Origin of the sequence: Campylobacter concisus, assembly GCF_015679985.1 — a bacterium.
GTDB classification, from domain to species: Bacteria; Campylobacterota; Campylobacteria; order Campylobacterales; family Campylobacteraceae; genus Campylobacter_A; species Campylobacter_A concisus_AC.
Genome location: NZ_CP049239.1, coordinates 711,967 through 728,853 on the forward strand (window position 1 = coordinate 711,967; position 16,887 = coordinate 728,853).

Below are 16,887 nucleotides of genomic sequence, written 5' to 3' on the forward strand. Positions count from 1 at the left end.
AATTTTCGTTTTCTAAAGGAGATACAATGAAAATTTTACTTATAAATGGTGGTAAAAAATTTGCCCATTCAGATGGCAGGCTCAATCAAACACTTCACGATCTTGCAAGCGAAAAACTCGCAAAAATGGGTCACGAGATAAAGCAAACCGCAATAGATCATGGCTATGATATAGAGGCTGAAGTCGAGAAATTTCTATGGATGGACGCAGTAGTTTGGCAGATGCCAGCTTGGTGGATGGGTGAGCCTTGGATAGCGAAAAAATATATCGACGAGGTCTTTACTGCAGGTCATGGCAAGCTTTATACTAGCGATGGCAGACACAGGGTCGATCCAACTATAAAAACTACGGCAAGGGCGGCTTACTAAATGAGAAGAAATTTATGCTAAGCCTTACTTGGAATGCCCCAGCTGAGGCATTTAGCGATCCAAATGAGTTTTTTGATGCGCGCGGGATCGATGGGGTTTACTTTCATTTTAGAAAGGCAAATGAGTTTTTGGGCATGAAGCCGCTTCCATATTTTGTCTGCTACGATGTCATCAAGATGCCAGATGTGCCAAGAGATCTAAAAGAGTATGAAGCGCATCTTGAAAAAGTTTTTAAAAATACAAAATAGAAATTTAAATTAGAAACAAAACCGCAAATATAAATAAAAGTGGCAATAAAATAGCTACGAGCTAGTTTTGAAAATTTTGCCACTTTTTATTACTATGCTAGCAAAAATAAAGCACTGGTATAAATTTTAAAAATGCTAATATAAAAAGGCCTTATCAAAGTAGGCAAATTTCTCTCAATAATGCTTTATTCTGCTAAATTTCAAAAGGCTTTTTAGTAACTTTTTATAAGCAAGATTGTAAAATGGCTTAAAATTCTTAAAAGGTTACATCAATGGATAAAGCTACCATACAAGCACATAAAATCAGCGACGAAGAGTATGAAGAGATCTTAAAAATTTTAGGACGTGAGCCAAATTTACTAGAGCTTGGCATATTTTCAGCGATGTGGAGTGAGCACTGCAGCTATAAATCAAGTAAAAAATACCTAAACGGCTTTCCTACAAAAGCTCCTTGGGTCATCCAAGGACCTGGTGAAAATGCTGGCGTCATCGACGTTGGCGACGGGGTTGCAGCTGTGTTTAAGATGGAGAGTCACAACCACCCAAGCTTTATCGAGCCGTTTCAGGGCGCTGCAACTGGCGTTGGTGGAATTTTAAGAGATGTCTTTACGATGGGCGCAAGAGTTGTTGCGAACATGAACTCACTTCGTTTTGGCGAGATAAGAGGCGAGGGCGAGCTAGCTAAAAAGCATAGATATCTGCTAAAAGGAAGTGTCGCTGGCATCGGACACTATGGCAACTGCATGGGTATCCCAACGATCGGCGGCGAAACTACATTTGATCCTAGCTTTAATGGCAATATCCTAATCAACGCTTTCGCGCTTGGACTTTGTAAAAGTGATGAAATTTTCTATGGCAAGGCTGAAGGCGTGGGCAATCCAGTCATTTACGTGGGCTCAAAGACTGGCAGAGACGGACTTGGCGGTGCTGTTATGGCGAGCGATAGCTTTAACGATGAAAATAAATCACTTCGCCCAACGGTGCAAGTAGGCGACCCATTTGCTGAGAAGCTACTTATGGAAGCTTGCTTGGAGCTCTTTAAAAAAGACTACATCATCGGCATCCAAGATATGGGTGCAGCAGGACTTACAAGCTCTAGCTTTGAGATGGCTGGCAGAAGCGGCAGTGGTATGAAGATGTATTTAGAGCGCGTGCCGATGCGCGAAGTTGGTATGACGCCTTATGAGCTAATGCTAAGCGAGTCTCAAGAGCGTATGCTAATATGCGCCAAAAAAGGCTATGAGCAAAAGGTACTTGAAATTTTTAGAAAGTGGGACCTTGACGCTGAGATCATCGGCGAGGTCACAAGTAGCGGCGTGATGCAGCTTTACTGGCATGGTGAGCTTGCAGGTGAAATCCCTATCGGCCCACTGAGCGAGGCAGCTCCAGTGCTTGATCGTCCAGTCGCACGTCCAAAATACCTTGATGAGATAGCAAATTTACAAATTCCAAATAATGTTGATAACAAAACCGCATTTTTCAAGCTTTTAAAAGAGCCAGAGGTGCTAAATAAAAGCTTTATCTATGACCAATACGACGCAAATATCCAGACAAATACGATAAAACAGCCAGGTTGCTTGGGCGCTGCAAGTATCAGAGTAAAAGGCACTAAAAAGGCCGTCTCTATGGCTGCTCAGTGCGATCCTAGAGCAAATTTCGTTGATCCAAAAGTTGGCGCTGCAAGAGCAGTTGCTGCAGCTGGTAGAAAGGTAGCGATGAGCGGTGCTGTGCCACTTGCGATAACTGACTGCTTAAACTACGGCAACCCGCAAAATCCAGAGGTTATGTGGCAGTTCAAAGAGGGCTGCGAGGGCATAAAAGAGGCTTGCCGTGAGCTAAATACGCCAGTTGTGAGCGGTAATGTGAGCCTTTATAACGACACTGACGGCGTTAGCGTCTATCCAACGCCGGCCATCGTCACGGTTGGTGTAAATGAAGATGCAAATTTAAACCTAAAAAGCACATTTTTAAGCGAGGGTAGGGCGATTTACTTGCTTGGCGAGACAAGCGGAGAATTTGCAGCTTCGCTTTACGCAAAGGCGCTATATAACGTGGTTGGCGGTAAGTTAAAAGAGGTTGATTATAAAGCTGAGCGAGCCCTTTGGGAGCTAGTGATAGAGGCAAATAAAGAGCAAATTTTAGAGTTTGCAAATAGCGTAGGCGTAGGCGGTCTTGCTATCACGCTGGCAAAAATGGCTAGCATCTCAAACATCGGTGTAAAATGTGAAGTTAAATTTAAAGAGCCAAATTTCATCTTTGATGAGAGCTTTTCAAGAGCAGTCGTAGGAGTGAAAGACGAGACTAAATTTGAAGCGCTTGCGGCTAAATTTGGTGTGAAATTTGAAAAGATCGGCGTTAGTGGTGGCAGAAGATTTAAACTAAATGATATCGATGGGAGTGTGGATGAGATAAGAGAAATTTATCTAAATGAGTTTGCAAAAATCGTTAGAAAAGAGGATTAAGAAATGGCTTTAAAAAAGAGTAAGGTCGCTGAGGCTGAAAATGAGCAAAAGGAAACAGAACAAGTTGAAAAGCGAGGCGTAGCAAAACCGCCGGTGCTTTTTAGTAAGACACAAAATTTAATAAAATCGATCGAAAAAAGACTAAACGCTACTTTGATAACTTACTATAATTCTAACGCTGGTAGCGTTTGCGGCAATGACGCGAGTGCTATGTATGAAATTTTAAAGGGCAAAAAGATAAATACTGCTTATCTTTTTATAAAAAGTGACGGCGGAAGCGGTATCGCCGCTCTTAGGATTATCACTACACTTAGAAATTACTGCAAAAATTTAATAGCCCTAATACCTGCAAACTGCGCCTCGGCTGCTACCATGATGGCACTTGGCGCAAATGAGATCGTCATGGGACCACTTGCCTATCTAACGCCTGTTGATACCTCACTCAAACACGAGCTTAGTCCGACAAATAAAGGCAATGAGCTTGTGAGCGTTTCGATGGACGAACTTAGTCGTGTGGTCAAGCTTTGGAAAGAGCAAGATAAAGATAGACCAAACGACACAAACCCCTATAACTCACTTTATGAGTATATTCATCCGCTAGTTTTTGGTGCGGTTGACCGTGCTAGCTCGCTATCGCTTAAGATTTGCACCGAGCTTCTTAGGTATCATATCGAGGACGATAAAAAGATCGCAGAAATTTCTGAAAGGCTAAATGGCGACTATCCAGCTCATGAATATCCAATTCTCTTTAGAGAGGCGTACGAGATCGGCCTTCATGTAAAAAAGATGGATGATGATCTAAATGAAATGCTTCAGGAGCTAACGCTACTTTACTCTGAGATGGGTCAGCGAGCTTTTACTGACTATGATGAAAATAGCTACCATGATAACAATATCGCAAATATCATTGAAACAAATGGCAAGCAAATTTACTATCAGATAGACAAGGACTGGTTTTACCGTCCCGAAGAGCGTCGCTGGAATGTGATGAATGACGAGAGCTCTTGGCGTAAAAACGAGCTAGTAAATGGCAAAATAAAAAATACTATCTATCACTTGTGGTAATTTATGAATTTTATCTTTTACATTGTTCTTTTTGTCGCTTTTTATTTGCTTTTTTCTGTCTATAAAAGCGGCAATGCTTCACAAGGAAAAAGAGAAAATTTAGCCTTTGGTGAGGCTAAATTTCTTGTGGCATTGCTTGCAAAAGTAGCTAAAAGTGATGGCAGAGTCAGTGAGCTTGAGGCAAGGCTTGTTAGCCAAACGCTTGATGATTTGATTGCTATTACAAAAGGCGGTAAAGAGCTAAGAGATGAGCTAAAAAAGGTCTTTAACAAGCAAAAAGAAAATATAGATAACGCCTATGAAACCGCTAGAAACTACAAGAGTGCTTTTAATCTAAACTACGATATATGCGTCGCTAGGCTCACATTTTTTCTAAATTTAGCCTATATCGATAGAGAATTTAACAAAAGCGAACAAGATGTTATAAGAAATATCGCTTATGGATTTGGCATTGATAAAGAAACGCTTGATGAGATCATCTCAAAATTTGATAGCTTTTATGGCTCAAGATTTGATACAAATCCCGATGAAATGGTCCAAGAAAAAGATGCTTTTGAGATTTTAGGACTTAGTAAAAATGCAAGTCTTGAAGAGATAAAAGCTCGTTACAAAGAGCTTGTAAGACAGTATCATCCCGACATTTTAATGGGCAGGGGAGAGAGTAAAGAGGTGATCGAGCGCTCAACTAAAAAGCTTCAGGAGATAAACGAGGCTTATGGACGATTAAAAGAGCAATTTGGAGTTTAGATGAAGAAATTTATTATTTTGCTGCTAGCGGTGGCTGGCTTTTGTAATGATTTTAAAGTGGTAAATGTCGATGGAAAAGAGATAAAATTTAAGCTTACACAAAGTGAGCTTTATCGAGATCAAAGGTTAGTTATCAGCAACTACGATGTTAAAGATAGTAATGTGAGAATAATATTTGTCGACAAAGATGGCAACAAGAGCGACATTATGTCAGTTCAAGCAAAAAAATTAAATGAAATTAGTGAGTATATATTTTCGTATGATCGCGGTATAAAGGTGATGAAATTTAGCTCGAAAAAGCAGATATGCGAGGCGCTTGAGAAAGAGGAGCCTGTAAATTTAAGCGTATTAGATGCGAGATATTTTGATGGCAATCAAATTTCAAGCTATGCCTTTAGCGTTGATATTGTTGGTCAAAAGCGTGAAAACTTTGTAGAGAGAAAAGACTATTATATAGATGCAGCTGCAAATGTTATGGTTACGCTAGAAGCCTTATCGATAAAGAATATCGCAAAGGATATAAAAATGGGGCAGCTTCTGCTTGTAAAAGGTATGTGTTTAACAAAAAGATAAAAATTTAATAAAGGAGAAAAAATGAGAGCGTTGCTTAGTGTTAGCGATAAAGAGGGCATTGTAGAGTTTGCAAAGGGGCTAGAAGAGCTTGGCTGGCAGATACTTTCAACTGGTGGCACATTTAAGCTTTTAAAAGAAAATGGTGTCAAAGCAACTGAAGTTAGCGAATTTACGGCATCGCCTGAGATGTTCGAGGGCAGGGTAAAGACGCTTCATCCAAAGATACATGGCGGCATCTTGCACAAACGTGACGATGCTACGCACGTGGCTCAGGCAAAAGAGCATGGCATCGAGGGTATCGACCTAGTTTGCGTAAATTTATATCCTTTTAAAGAGACTACCATCAGGACTGATGACTTTGCCGAGATCATCGAAAATATCGATATCGGTGGCCCAGCCATGGTAAGAAGTGCAGCTAAAAATTTTAAAGACGTGCTTATCGTTACAAGCGTGCTTGATTATGATGAAATTTTAAAGCGCCTAAGAGAAAAAAGTGATGATTTTGAGTTTAGAAGATCGCTGATGATAAAGGCATATGAACACACAGCGGCTTATGATAGCATGATCGCAAACTATATGAATGATAGATTTAATGGCGGTTTTGGCGATGCTAGATTTATCGTGGGAAGCAAGGTTTTTGACACCAGATATGGCGAAAATCCACACCAAAAAGGCGCACTTTATGAGTTTGATTATTTCTTCACAAACAACTTTAGAGCCCTAAAAGGCGAGGCAAGTTTCAATAATATGACCGATATAAATGGCGCATTGATGCTTGCAACTAGCTTTGATGACGCGCCAGCTGTGGCTATCATCAAGCACGCTAATCCTTGCGGTTTTGCGGTAAAAGATAATTTGCTTGAGAGCTACGAAGCTGCACTAAAATGCGATCCGATCTCAGCTTACGGCGGTGTGGTTGCAATAAATGGCACACTTGATGAGAAGCTAGCTAAAAAGATAAATGAAATTTATGTTGAGGTAATAATTGCTGCAAATGTTGATGAAGCCGCGCTTAAGGTCTTTGAGAGTAAAAAACGCATCAAAATTTTCACTCAAGACAATAAATTTTTAGTTCGCTCAAATGATAAATTTGACTTTAAGCACGTTGATGGTGGATTTGTATTTCAAGAAAGAGACTATGTAAAAGACGAAGAGCTTGAAAATATGAAGCAAATGAGCAAGAAATTTGCAACTGGTAGCGAGCTAAAGGATGCTCAGATCGCGTGGAAAGTGGCTGCGCTAACGAAGAGCAACTGCGTAGTTTATGTAAAAGATGGCGCAATGGTAGCTATTGGCATGGGTATGACAAGCCGCGTTGATGCTGCTCGTGCAGCCGTAGCAAAGGCAAAAGAACTAAAGATCGATCTAAGCGGTTGCGTACTTGCAAGTGAGGCGTTCTTTCCGTTTAGAGATAGTATCGATATCGCTAGTAAGGTCGGCGTAAAATGTGTCATCGAGCCAGGTGGCAGCATTAGAGATGATGAGGTGATAGAGGCTGCCGATGAGCATGGCATGTCGCTATACTTTACTGGCGTTAGACACTTTTTACACTAAAATTTAGGGGCACTTGCCCCTTTCTTCACACTTTATAACTTTAATTTTCGTATAATCTTTCAAAAACGAAAGGAGATAGAATGAAAAATATCTTAAAATTTATCTTAATGGCGGCAGTGTTTTTTGGTCTAAATTTGGTGGCAAAAGACGAGCTTATAAAGGAGCAGACGATGGCAGGGCAAAATTTAAAAGAAATTTATCTAGCAGGTGGTTGCTTTTGGGGTATGCAGGGATATTTTAAAAAGATATTTGGCGTAGTGGATACAAAGGTAGGCTACGCAAATGGCAAAAGCGAAAATACTAGCTACCGCGAGCTTCATGAGAGCGATCATGCTGAAACGCTTTATGTAAAATACGACGAAAATAGAGTCGCTTTGGCTGAAATTTTGGCTCACTTTTTTAGAGTGATCGACCCGACATCGCTAAATAAACAAGGCAATGACGTCGGTAGGCAGTATAGAAGCGGAATTTACTATGTGAGCGAAAGTGATCTACCAACGATAGAGAGCTTTATGAAAATAGAGCAAAAGAAATTTAAAGATAAGATCGTGGTTGAGGTGACGCCACTTAAAAATTTCGTCTTAGGTGAGGAGTATCATCAAGATTATCTTGATAAAAATCCTTTTGGATATTGTCACATTGACCTAGGTTTAGCCGATAAACCGCTTTACGATGAGGCGAAATTTAAGCCGCTTAGTAAAGATGAGCTAAAGAAAAATTTAAGTAGCGAGCAGTATGCCGTGACGCAAGAAGCTGCAACTGAGAGGCCATTTAGCAGTGAGTATGATAAATTTGATCAAAAAGGCATTTATGTAGATATAACGAGTGGAAAGCCACTTTTCTCAAGTGCAGATAAATTTGATGCAGGATGTGGCTGGCCAAGCTTTACAAAGCCTATAACGACAACAGCTCTTTCATATAAGGAGGACAACTCGTTTATGATGAAAAGGGTTGAGGTGAGGTCACAAAACAGCGACGCGCACCTTGGTCATGTCTTTGATGACGGACCAAGCGATAAGGGCGGGCTAAGATATTGCATAAACGGTGCGAGCCTTAAATTTATACCGCTTGAAGATATGGCAAGGCTGGGATACGAGGAATTTATACCTTATGTAAAATAGCTTTTGTTGAAGCAAATCAATAGTTTAAAAAGTTTAATCAGAGTATAATTCTCCAAAATTAAAAGGAGAAAAAATGAGTGATTTTTTTAAAAATGCGGAGCAGTTTAATGTCGATGGTGCAACCGTGCCATTTTATAAATTTAATGAAAATGGTGTAAATTTTGTTGGCTTTGACTCACGTCCTTGCGTGCCGCCAGAGCCAATGGTCAATGCATTAATCGCTATTAAATTTGCTGATAAAAACACAAAAATTATGATGCTAAATCATAAATTTCCAGCTGGTCTTATACCAAAGATAGATAAGAGCTTTGATATAGAGCGTGAAGATATAGATGGTGGGGCTGTAAAGATGATTTTTAGCCTAAAAGACGGTGCAAACATAGAAGACGTAGATACGAGTCTTTGCCACTAAGATGCTTTTAAATACTTACGCACCACCATTTAAGTTAGTCGGTGGATATTTTATTGCTGGAATTTTCTTTTTAGCATTAAGTGTGCCGGCATTCTTTTATGCAGATTTTGATGCTATCAGCTCACTAAATACAGCTGGTTTTTTGCATATATTTTTTGTTGGCTTTGTTATGAGCATTATCATCGGAGCGCTCTATCAGCTAACCTCAGTCATCTTAGAAAAGCCGTTTTTTACTGCAAAAGGTGCTATTTTAAATTTGGCTATTTTTTGTCTATCGTTGCTGGGCATGTGCTACGGGATGTTATTTGCTGAGGCTAAAATTTTACAAATTAGTGGAGTTTTGCTTTTTTGCTCACTCGCTTTTTTTGCAACGACTTACGCATTAAGCTTTATGGATAATGAAAAAAAGAGCTTTGCGGCCTTTGCACTTTTTGTTTCAGCTATCTTTTTGGTAATTGGAATAACGCTTGGTTTTTGCTTGCTTATGATACTTAGTGGCACGCTGATGCTTGATTTTGAGATGACACTAAAATTTCACGTCTATTTTGTGCTAGGATTTGTGTTTCTTGTGATACTTGGAGCTGCTAGCGTACTCCTACCTATGTTTGCACTAGCTCACGATCTAAAATTTACACTTAGCAAGGCCTCACTAGCATGCTATATTTTGGGTGGCATCTTACTAGCTTTTAATGAAAATTTGTCTATTTTGTCAATATGTGTGGCAGCTTTACTTTTTATAGCTCAAGCACTTTATATTTTAAAAAAACGCGTTAGAAAGGCGTATGATTACTGGAATGTAAATATCGTACTTTCACTGGTGGCTTTACTTGGTGCTGCTATTTTTATAGCCTTAGGCAAATTAAATTTAGCTGCATATTTTTTAATATATGGCTTTTTATTTGCTTTTATAGTAGCCCATCTTTACAAGATCGCACCATTTCTCATATGGTATCACTACGTAGCACCTTTTGTCGGAAAGGTAAAAGTGCCACTTCTTGATGCCATGATACTAAAAAAGATAGCTTATTTTGGTATAGCTTTTAATGCTATCTCGCTTCTTTGCTATCTTCTCTCAACTTGCTTTGAACTAGAAATTTTAGTGCAAGCAGGTATGATTTTTATAGCTCTTAGTATAGTTTTGCTATCGATAAATATAATAAATATTTTTAGATTTACTGGTTTTAAAGGATAAAAAATGAAAGAAAAAATTTATAACGCACTGTCAAATATCGTTGATCCAGAAGTTGGCTTTGATATCGTTTCGCTCGGACTTATATATGATGCGAGCTGCGATGAGAATGGCAAAGCAAAAGTTACTATGACGCTTTCAACCAAATCTTGCCCACTGCACGAAATGATACTTAGCTGGGTAGAAACTGCCGTGCTTGATATAGAAGGTGTCAAAGAGTGTGAGATCGATCTTGTCTGGGAGCCTGAGTGGAATATACAAATGGCAAGCGATTTTGTAAAAGCACAACTTGGAGTTTAAATTTTAAGTTTTTAGATTTGAAAGTTTGTAAATTTTTAATAAGCTAGAGAGCAAAAGCTCTCTAGAAATTTTAAGGAGTTTGTTTTTTATTAGTCCATTTGATGGCGCATAAATGATGGCACATCAAGCTGTGACATATAGTCTTCGTCATATCCACCACTAACTTTTTTAAGTCTTAATATACGCTCTTTTTTTATGATATCGTTTGCATTAGAAGTTTGTACTTCATCTTTTTTCTCAGCTTCTTTTTGTGAGCTTTGAAAACCTGTGGCTATTATTGTAACTTCAACTTTATTGTCTTCTATTTTATCATCAGTTGTTGTACCAAATATAATTTCAGCATCTTCATCTGCTGCCTCATGAATAATACTCATTGCATTATTGATATCAGCTAGTGGGCAACTAGGGCTTATTCTAAAATGAACTAAAATACCAAATGCACCATTTATTGTCATGTTATCAAGAAGCGGTGATTGTATAGCATTTTTTATAGCTTCTTGTGCTGCATCTTCGCCACTTGCTTCGCCGACACCCATTAAAGCCAGTCCTCTATGGCTCATAATCGTTCTAACATCTGCAAAGTCTAGGTTTATGTCGCTTTTTCCTGAATCAAGCACGATCGTACTCATGCCATTGACGGCTCTTGCAAGCACTTCATCAACCATTTCAAAGCTTTCTTTTATGCCAGCATTTTTATCAATTAATGTTAGGAGTTTATCGTTTGGAATGACAACAATAGAATCGCTTTCTTTCCTGAGCTCTTCAAGGCCACAATCAGCCAATTTTCTACGTTTTTTTCCTTCAAACATAAAAGGCATAGTAACAACTGCAACTGTTAGTGCACCAATATCTTTTGCAGCTTGAGCAACTACTGGAGCTGCGCCTGTACCAGTTCCACCACCAAGTCCTGTACCGATAAAAACTATATCTGATGTCTCAAGTGCACTTTTTACTTCATCGTAGCTCTCTTCAGCAGCAGCTTTTCCTATTTCAGGTCTCATGCCTGCACCTAGACCTTTTGTTGTCTTTTCTCCAAGCTGTATTTTTGTATGTGCAAGAGAATTTTCAAGAGCCTTAGCATCTGTATTGGCAACAATAAGATCTATGTTTAAATTTGGATTAACTCTTATTATGTGGTTGACCATATTGCCACCACCTCCACCTACACCTACGACCTTTATCTTTGCACCATAGATGCTTTTATTTTCTTCTACTGTGAAGCTACTCATTTTTGAAATTCTCCTTAAAATAATTGTGTAATACTATACCAAAATTTTGCAAAAGCATTTGGCTTTTTTTCTTGTTTGCTAATATCTGCAATATTGGCAAGTTCTTCTTTGTTTTTTGATTTATTTGCTATCTCTAATTCAAAATCTTTATCAGAAAAACTATCCTCTTTTTCATTTGGATCCTGCACCTCTTGTCCAAAATTTTGTACATTTTCTTCTTCTATAAAAACATTTCTAAAATTTGCTTTTGGTTTTGAGGCTATTTCCCCTTGGTATCTCATTTTTTTCTCAGAATCAATCTCGTATGGGCTAAAGTTGCCAGCACCATATAAACAAAGTCCTATAGCACAAGAATTTGCTGGATCTCTTAAAATTTCAAATAATCCATCCATTTCTTTTGGTTTTGCTATACGAACTGGCATTTTGTCAAATATCGCAGATGCAAGATCTCTAATACCTTCTAGCTTAGTCATGCCACCAGTAAGTATTATTCCAGCACCAATGCTATCTTTATAGCCGCTATCTTCTAGCATCTTAGCAAGTACCATAAGGGTTTCTTCTGCTCTGGCATATATAACATTTGATATTATGTCCAGTGAAACTTCGTGGCTTTTTGTTTCATCTCCAAGGATCGGAAGTTCTATTAGATCAACTGACTTATTTATTAAAGCACCATAGCCTAATTTTATCTCTTCTGCCTTTGGAAGAGGTGTATGCAGAGCCATAGAAAGATCATTTGTAATGTTTGCTGAGCCAACAGGTAAAAATTCATTGTATCTTATAGAATTTCCAGAATGTACTACAAGATTACAAGTAGCACCACCCATATCAACAAGTGCGGCGCCAAGCTCTTTCTCATCTTTTGTTAATGTTGCTATCGCAGAAGCATATCCCGAAAGGACTATGTTGTCTAGTTGAACACCTGCTAAATTTACGGCTTTTCTTAGATTACTAATAGATGACTTTTGTACTGTAACAATATGTGTTTGCACTTCTAGCCTACTACCGTTCATACCTATTGGATCTTCAATATGTTCTTGTCCATCTACTTTAAAATTATAAGGAAGAACATGTAATTTTTCATACTCATGAGGTATATCAGCTGTATGATCGGCCATTTGCATAGCACGCTCAATCTCTTTTATGCCTATTTCATGATTTGGTATATTTACTACACCGCTACTGTCAACGCTTTTTGTATACGCACCAGAAATAGAAACTATGACTTTTTCATAGCGTGTTCCTGCAACCCTTTGTGCTTCTATTAATGCATTTTTTATAGACTTTGCAGCTTGCTCAATATTGGTTATAACGCCTTTCCTTATTCCCTGCGTTTTTTCAGTTCCAATTCCAATTATCTTAATACCATTTTCGTCATGTTGTGCTATTACTGCACAAATCTGGAAAGAGCCGATATCTATACCTAAAATTTTTGTACTCAAGATAAATTACCTTTTGATATATTCTTTAATTTCATAGTATTTTTTAAGTTTGTTTGTTAAATCTTTTATTAGCTCATTATTTTTAAGCATTGTAACGTTCTGCTGTATTATTTGCTTATAGTTATTATCTATATTATCTACAAGCAACCTTTGTTCCAAAATATCGTATATAACGGCCTTGTCCTCTAATATAACATAACCTTTTTTATTGTTAGTTTCAAAAAGTTGAGAAACAAAAGCTCTAGTCTCACTTTCATTTAGTCCTAAGATAGAGCTATTTATATCTCTACTAATAAAGCCTATATCAGTTCCTTTGAAATTTTGTAAAGACTCTTTTGCTATAGTTGTTAAGTTTTCTTTTTTCTTTTTATCTTTGTAAATTTCAAGTACCATTGCTCTTGCTTGTTCAAAACTCATAGGTTGTGGAGGAGTTATGCTTTTTATCCTAACTATCAAATATCCATCTTTATATGTAAATGGTTTTATAACCTCACCAACTTTTGCCCCTTTTATTTCATCAAGTGAGAATGTCGCATTATCTTCATTTATACTAATAAATTTATTTGTTGCAAGCTCAGCTTTTTTGATAGAGGTATATTTTTTTAAAGCATCAGTCTTGCTTTTCTCGATATTGTAGTCTTTGATAACTTCAGTCTTTACTTCGTCAAATGATTTGATTTTATCATCAGAGCCTTTGTATCTCTCCTTGTTTTCGTTGTAGTAGTCACTCAAAGTAGTTTGATTTACATCATTTTTGTTTGACTCTATAAAGTATGTTTCAAGACCATATATCGTCTTCGTCATATAGTTGTTTTTGTTTATCTCCCAAAGATCCTTTAGCTCTTTTTCATCTATTTTTATATTACTTTGATTAGCATTTATTATCTGTATTGCTAATTTGTCTTGCATAAAAAAGCTTGCTTCCATCATTGCAATGTCTTCTTTGCTGGCTGGTAAATTTAAAATAGTTCTAAGTTTATCAAGTAGTATTGTTAGTTTTAAATTTTCTTCAAAATCGGTTGGATTTATTCTGGCCCTTCTTAAAATATCGTAGTATAAATTTTTATCAAAAGCACCATCTTTTTGAAATGTTGGATCAGCGATTATATATTTTAAAATATCATCTTTGCTAACACTAAGACCTATATCGTCTGCAAAATTTAACAGTAAATTCTCTTGAATTGTAGCCTGAAGTGCGGCATTTTGTAAGCCTAACTCATTGGCCTTTTCTTGCGTTAATTTACCATCAAAAAGATTATTGTAGTATTGATACAAATTATCGTATTTTTGTTGCAGTTCTTGAATGCTTATATTTCTGTGTCCTACTTTTGCTACTGAAGTGGCTCGATTGCTATTTAAATCATATGCTCCCCAGCCTACAAAGCCTGCTCCAACAAAGGCTATTGTACTTACCCAGATGGTAACAACTAGGTATTTTTTATGTTTTTGCATCCAAGACAACATTAAATTTTCCTTTAAAAGACTAACGAAATTTGTATGATATATTATATAAAATTGCCTTAAATAAGCTTAAAATAGGGGCTTTAAAAATGCCTTTGTGGAGGATTTTACTAACAATTTTTTAGTATTGTTAGCAAAATTTTTAAATACTATAATCGCTATAACCACTAGTTAAATGAAGTAATTTGCAGCTATTTTCTAGTAGAGCTATCTCTTTTGCAAGAAGCTGAGGGCTTCTACTGTAGGCATAAATGCCATATCCTCTAACAATAATAATATTTGTATTTTTTTCTAGCATATATCTATAAATTTCAGTTTCTGCACGTTCATACCAGTCATCATATTGTTTTGGATCATAAACAGAAATTTTATCAAATCTCATATACCCAAAATAATCTTTCGGTACGATTTTTTCATGTTTCATTGCGTAGGCAGTTGCGTATGGTGGCATCGCGTAGCAAACAAATCTCGCCTCATTTATATTTTTATAAATATTTAAGTGTATATCAGCATCAAGACTAGCTTCATTCCAACGATAATCTTTTTTTGATGAAAGAAGTGTTAAGTCATCATCTTTTAAATTATCAAAAATAGCATTTTGCTTATTGATTATAAATTGATTTTTTTCGACTCTTGCCGAAATCGAGCCGTGAAAGACGCCAAAAAAATTCTTTCTAAACATAGAAAGTGATATTGTTTTTATCTCATTTATTGAGTGTTCTAGCTCCATTTTTTCTCCTACGTTTAAGCGATTATATTTAAGCTATCTTAAAATTTATGTAAAATTTTGTGTAATGATAGCTTTTTAAGTAAAATTTCGATAAATTTTCCACACTATTTACTATAAAGAGGCAGTGTTGCAAAGTCCACATATCAGTGTTTTACTTGATGAAGTTCTATCTTTTTTTAAAAATTTAAATGGAAATTTTATAGATTGCACGCTTGGATATGCCGGACATTCTAGTGCCATTTTGTCTCAAAATGAAAATTTAAATTTAATTGCCTGTGATAGAGATAATGAAGCTATAAATTTTTCACTAAAAAAACTTGAGCCATTTGGTAGTAGGGTTAAAATTTATAAAAGTAACTTCTCTGAATTGACTAGCAAGCTAAGTCAAGAAGAAATTTTAAATGTTAGAGGAATTTTGGCTGACATCGGTGTTAGCTCACTTCAGATAGATAAAGACGATAGGGGCTTTAGTCTTGGCTCAAGCACGCTTGATATGCGCATGGATAAAGAGCGAAATTTTAGTGCGTTTGACGTTGTGAATGGATACTCTTTTGATGAGTTGGTTAGAATTTTTAGAGATTATGGCGAGCTAAAAAATGCTGTTGGGATTACAAACAAGATTATAAATGCTAGAAATTTAGGCAAGATAACGAGTGCAAAAGAGCTTGCAAATCTAATAGGTACAGCCCAGATAAAAGGGCGCGGAGTTAGCCCTGCGATACTTGCCTTTCAAGCGATCAGGATAGAGGTAAATGGTGAGCTAGACGAGTTAACAAATTTGCTTGATAGTATAGAAAAAGGTGGGTTTAGGGATTGCCTTGTGGCAATTATTACATTTCACTCGCTTGAAGACAGGATCGTAAAGGAGCGCTTTAAAAAATGGGCAAATAGCTGTATCTGCCTACCTGGTGTTTATAAATGTGAGTGCGGAAATAACCACGAACTAGGCGAAATTTTGACCAAAAAGCCACTAACGGCAAGCCAAAATGAACTAGCGCAAAACTCACGAAGCAAGAGCGCAAAACTACGGGTTTTTAAGATAAAGGGATAAAGATGCAAGAAAAAGAAGAGCTACTAACGCTTCACGACGAGGAGCAAAAACGTGAGGTAAATTTAAGCTTTAAGACATTAGTGATGGTCTATTTAGCTGTTTTTATAGCTCTAGCTATATTTTTGCCAAAAATTTACATAGCAAATCAAATTTATTATATAAGTAGAGATATAGCTGATATCAGTGGTAAACGAGATATGCTTTTAGAGGAAAATAGAGCTCTTAATATAAAGCTTGAAAATTTACGTTATAAAAATCAAATTTTAAACAATATGCAAGAGCGTCAATGGAAATAACTAAATATTTAAACTAAATTTTGATGGTTAAATTATATCTGCAAATAATATAGCCATTTTGTATGCAACTGCACAAAAATAAAGTTAACTCAACAAACAAAGCCTAGCTTAACTTACTAATTAATTACTTTAATTACTCTCTTTTTGAGAGATTAGCTTTTCATATATATATTGTTCTAAATCTTTTTTTGATATGTCATTTTTTATAGCAGTATTATAAATTTCTTCGACCTTGCTTGAGTATTTTTCATAGCCAAAATAGGGAAAATGCACACTCCAGGCTTTCTTGATAAGATCGTGACTTATCTCTCTTCTTGCCCAAACTTTAAACATATCAAAGCCAATGAAAACGGCCGAAGTAACGACAGCAGTCGCTATTATCGATATGTGTGCGTCAGTTTTTGCTAAAAAATGATGCGTGATGATTAACAATGGAAATAAAATGACAAAACAGATAAGTGCGTAAATCTGATAGAGCTTGATGTGGTTAAATCTAAAATTTAGCTTTGCTCCATCTATTAGCATACCTTCGTTAAAAAGGGCATTTGCTTCAAGTAGATCCCTAAATAAAACTGGCTGTTTTGAAACAAAAAAAACGTTTTTTATGATTCTATCTTTTAAAGTTTCTTGCATTTTTTA

Annotated in this window: 16 protein-coding genes and 1 pseudogene; 12 read left to right on the plus strand and 5 right to left on the minus strand. The window is 36.8% G+C overall.

The annotated features are described in order from the left end of the window. Window positions 1–26 precede the first annotated feature (26 nt). The 10 genes and pseudogenes from G5B98_RS03645 (at window position 27) to G5B98_RS03690 (ending at window position 10,039) form a co-directional block, all read left to right on the plus strand. Window positions 27–616 (plus strand): annotated as a pseudogene (locus G5B98_RS03645) (NAD(P)H-dependent oxidoreductase). Window positions 617–888: 272 nt separating this feature from the next. Next, window positions 889–3,078 carry a phosphoribosylformylglycinamidine synthase subunit PurL gene (purL, locus tag G5B98_RS03650; protein ID WP_196087206.1) on the plus strand — a complete coding sequence of 730 codons (2,190 nt, stop codon included), beginning with the start codon at window positions 889–891 and terminating at the stop codon, window positions 3,076–3,078. 3 nt (window positions 3,079–3,081) lie between these two features. Beyond that, window positions 3,082–4,143 carry an SDH family Clp fold serine proteinase gene (locus tag G5B98_RS03655; protein ID WP_196087207.1) on the plus strand — a complete coding sequence of 354 codons (1,062 nt, stop codon included), beginning with the start codon at window positions 3,082–3,084 and terminating at the stop codon, window positions 4,141–4,143. Window positions 4,144–4,146: 3 nt separating this feature from the next. Beyond that, window positions 4,147–4,890, plus strand: a complete 744-nt coding sequence (locus G5B98_RS03660) for a TerB family tellurite resistance protein (RefSeq protein ID WP_196087208.1) — start codon at window positions 4,147–4,149, stop codon at window positions 4,888–4,890. Further along, window positions 4,891–5,463, plus strand: coding sequence for a hypothetical protein (locus tag G5B98_RS03665; RefSeq protein WP_196087209.1), 573 nt, complete (start codon window positions 4,891–4,893; stop codon window positions 5,461–5,463). It begins immediately after the preceding gene. Between the two features lie 21 nt (window positions 5,464–5,484). Next, the gene (gene purH, locus G5B98_RS03670; protein WP_196087210.1) at window positions 5,485–7,017 is read left to right on the plus strand and encodes a bifunctional phosphoribosylaminoimidazolecarboxamide formyltransferase/IMP cyclohydrolase; all 1,533 of its coding nucleotides are present in this window, start codon (window positions 5,485–5,487) and stop codon (window positions 7,015–7,017) included. 80 nt (window positions 7,018–7,097) lie between these two features. Next, the gene (msrB, locus tag G5B98_RS03675) at window positions 7,098–8,138 is read left to right on the plus strand and encodes a peptide-methionine (R)-S-oxide reductase MsrB (RefSeq protein WP_196087211.1); all 1,041 of its coding nucleotides are present in this window, start codon (window positions 7,098–7,100) and stop codon (window positions 8,136–8,138) included. Window positions 8,139–8,211: 73 nt separating this feature from the next. After that, window positions 8,212–8,550 (plus strand): hypothetical protein, encoded by a 339-nt coding sequence (locus G5B98_RS03680; protein WP_021090578.1) that lies wholly within the window; start codon window positions 8,212–8,214, stop codon window positions 8,548–8,550. Window position 8,551: 1 nt separating this feature from the next. Continuing rightward, window positions 8,552–9,742 carry a peptidase M50 gene (locus tag G5B98_RS03685; RefSeq protein WP_196087212.1) on the plus strand — a complete coding sequence of 397 codons (1,191 nt, stop codon included), beginning with the start codon at window positions 8,552–8,554 and terminating at the stop codon, window positions 9,740–9,742. A 3-nt stretch (window positions 9,743–9,745) separates the two neighbouring features. Further along, window positions 9,746–10,039: a metal-sulfur cluster assembly factor gene (locus G5B98_RS03690; protein ID WP_103649382.1), complete on the plus strand. Its 294-nt coding sequence runs from the start codon at window positions 9,746–9,748 to the stop codon at window positions 10,037–10,039. 89 nt (window positions 10,040–10,128) lie between these two features. On the opposite strand, the gene ftsZ is transcribed toward G5B98_RS03690, so the two are convergent. From ftsZ to G5B98_RS03710, 4 genes are all read right to left on the minus strand, one after another. Further along, window positions 10,129–11,268 (minus strand): cell division protein FtsZ, encoded by a 1,140-nt coding sequence (ftsZ, locus tag G5B98_RS03695; protein WP_087584329.1) that lies wholly within the window; start codon window positions 11,266–11,268, stop codon window positions 10,129–10,131. A 14-nt stretch (window positions 11,269–11,282) separates the two neighbouring features. Beyond that, window positions 11,283–12,710, minus strand: coding sequence for a cell division protein FtsA (gene ftsA / locus G5B98_RS03700; protein WP_196087213.1), 1,428 nt, complete (start codon window positions 12,708–12,710; stop codon window positions 11,283–11,285). A gap of 6 nt (window positions 12,711–12,716) precedes the next feature. Beyond that, the gene (locus G5B98_RS03705) at window positions 12,717–14,174 is read right to left on the minus strand and encodes a peptidylprolyl isomerase (protein WP_196087214.1); all 1,458 of its coding nucleotides are present in this window, start codon (window positions 14,172–14,174) and stop codon (window positions 12,717–12,719) included. Between the two features lie 139 nt (window positions 14,175–14,313). Continuing rightward, complete coding sequence (locus G5B98_RS03710; RefSeq protein ID WP_196087215.1) at window positions 14,314–14,901, minus strand: class II aldolase and adducin N-terminal domain-containing protein; 588 nt, start codon at window positions 14,899–14,901, stop codon at window positions 14,314–14,316. Between the two features lie 127 nt (window positions 14,902–15,028). On the opposite strand from G5B98_RS03710, the gene rsmH reads away from it, so the two are divergent. Together rsmH and G5B98_RS03720 are read left to right on the plus strand one after the other, a co-directional pair. Further along, window positions 15,029–15,952 carry a 16S rRNA (cytosine(1402)-N(4))-methyltransferase RsmH gene (gene rsmH, locus G5B98_RS03715; RefSeq protein ID WP_196087216.1) on the plus strand — a complete coding sequence of 308 codons (924 nt, stop codon included), beginning with the start codon at window positions 15,029–15,031 and terminating at the stop codon, window positions 15,950–15,952. Between the two features lie 2 nt (window positions 15,953–15,954). After that, window positions 15,955–16,248 carry a hypothetical protein gene (locus G5B98_RS03720; RefSeq protein ID WP_021090986.1) on the plus strand — a complete coding sequence of 98 codons (294 nt, stop codon included), beginning with the start codon at window positions 15,955–15,957 and terminating at the stop codon, window positions 16,246–16,248. Between the two features lie 129 nt (window positions 16,249–16,377). Here the strand turns inward: G5B98_RS03720 and G5B98_RS03725 are convergent, their stop codons facing one another. Then, window positions 16,378–16,881 (minus strand): hypothetical protein, encoded by a 504-nt coding sequence (locus tag G5B98_RS03725; protein ID WP_103579680.1) that lies wholly within the window; start codon window positions 16,879–16,881, stop codon window positions 16,378–16,380. Window positions 16,882–16,887: the final 6 nt, after the last annotated feature.

Coding starts and splice junctions, on each gene's coding strand:
- purL (WP_196087206.1), top strand. CDS start 889: ATGGATAAAGCTACCATACAAGCACATAAAATCAGCGACGAAGAGTAT.
- G5B98_RS03655 (WP_196087207.1), top strand. CDS start 3,082: ATGGCTTTAAAAAAGAGTAAGGTCGCTGAGGCTGAAAATGAGCAAAAG.
- G5B98_RS03660 (WP_196087208.1), top strand. CDS start 4,147: ATGAATTTTATCTTTTACATTGTTCTTTTTGTCGCTTTTTATTTGCTT.
- G5B98_RS03665 (WP_196087209.1), top strand. CDS start 4,891: ATGAAGAAATTTATTATTTTGCTGCTAGCGGTGGCTGGCTTTTGTAAT.
- purH (WP_196087210.1), top strand. CDS start 5,485: ATGAGAGCGTTGCTTAGTGTTAGCGATAAAGAGGGCATTGTAGAGTTT.
- msrB (WP_196087211.1), top strand. CDS start 7,098: ATGAAAAATATCTTAAAATTTATCTTAATGGCGGCAGTGTTTTTTGGT.
- G5B98_RS03680 (WP_021090578.1), top strand. CDS start 8,212: ATGAGTGATTTTTTTAAAAATGCGGAGCAGTTTAATGTCGATGGTGCA.
- G5B98_RS03685 (WP_196087212.1), top strand. CDS start 8,552: ATGCTTTTAAATACTTACGCACCACCATTTAAGTTAGTCGGTGGATAT.
- G5B98_RS03690 (WP_103649382.1), top strand. CDS start 9,746: ATGAAAGAAAAAATTTATAACGCACTGTCAAATATCGTTGATCCAGAA.
- ftsZ (WP_087584329.1), bottom strand. CDS start 11,268: ATGAGTAGCTTCACAGTAGAAGAAAATAAAAGCATCTATGGTGCAAAG.
- G5B98_RS03705 (WP_196087214.1), bottom strand. CDS start 14,174: ATGTTGTCTTGGATGCAAAAACATAAAAAATACCTAGTTGTTACCATC.
- G5B98_RS03710 (WP_196087215.1), bottom strand. CDS start 14,901: ATGGAGCTAGAACACTCAATAAATGAGATAAAAACAATATCACTTTCT.
- G5B98_RS03720 (WP_021090986.1), top strand. CDS start 15,955: ATGCAAGAAAAAGAAGAGCTACTAACGCTTCACGACGAGGAGCAAAAA.
- G5B98_RS03725 (WP_103579680.1), bottom strand. CDS start 16,881: ATGCAAGAAACTTTAAAAGATAGAATCATAAAAAACGTTTTTTTTGTT.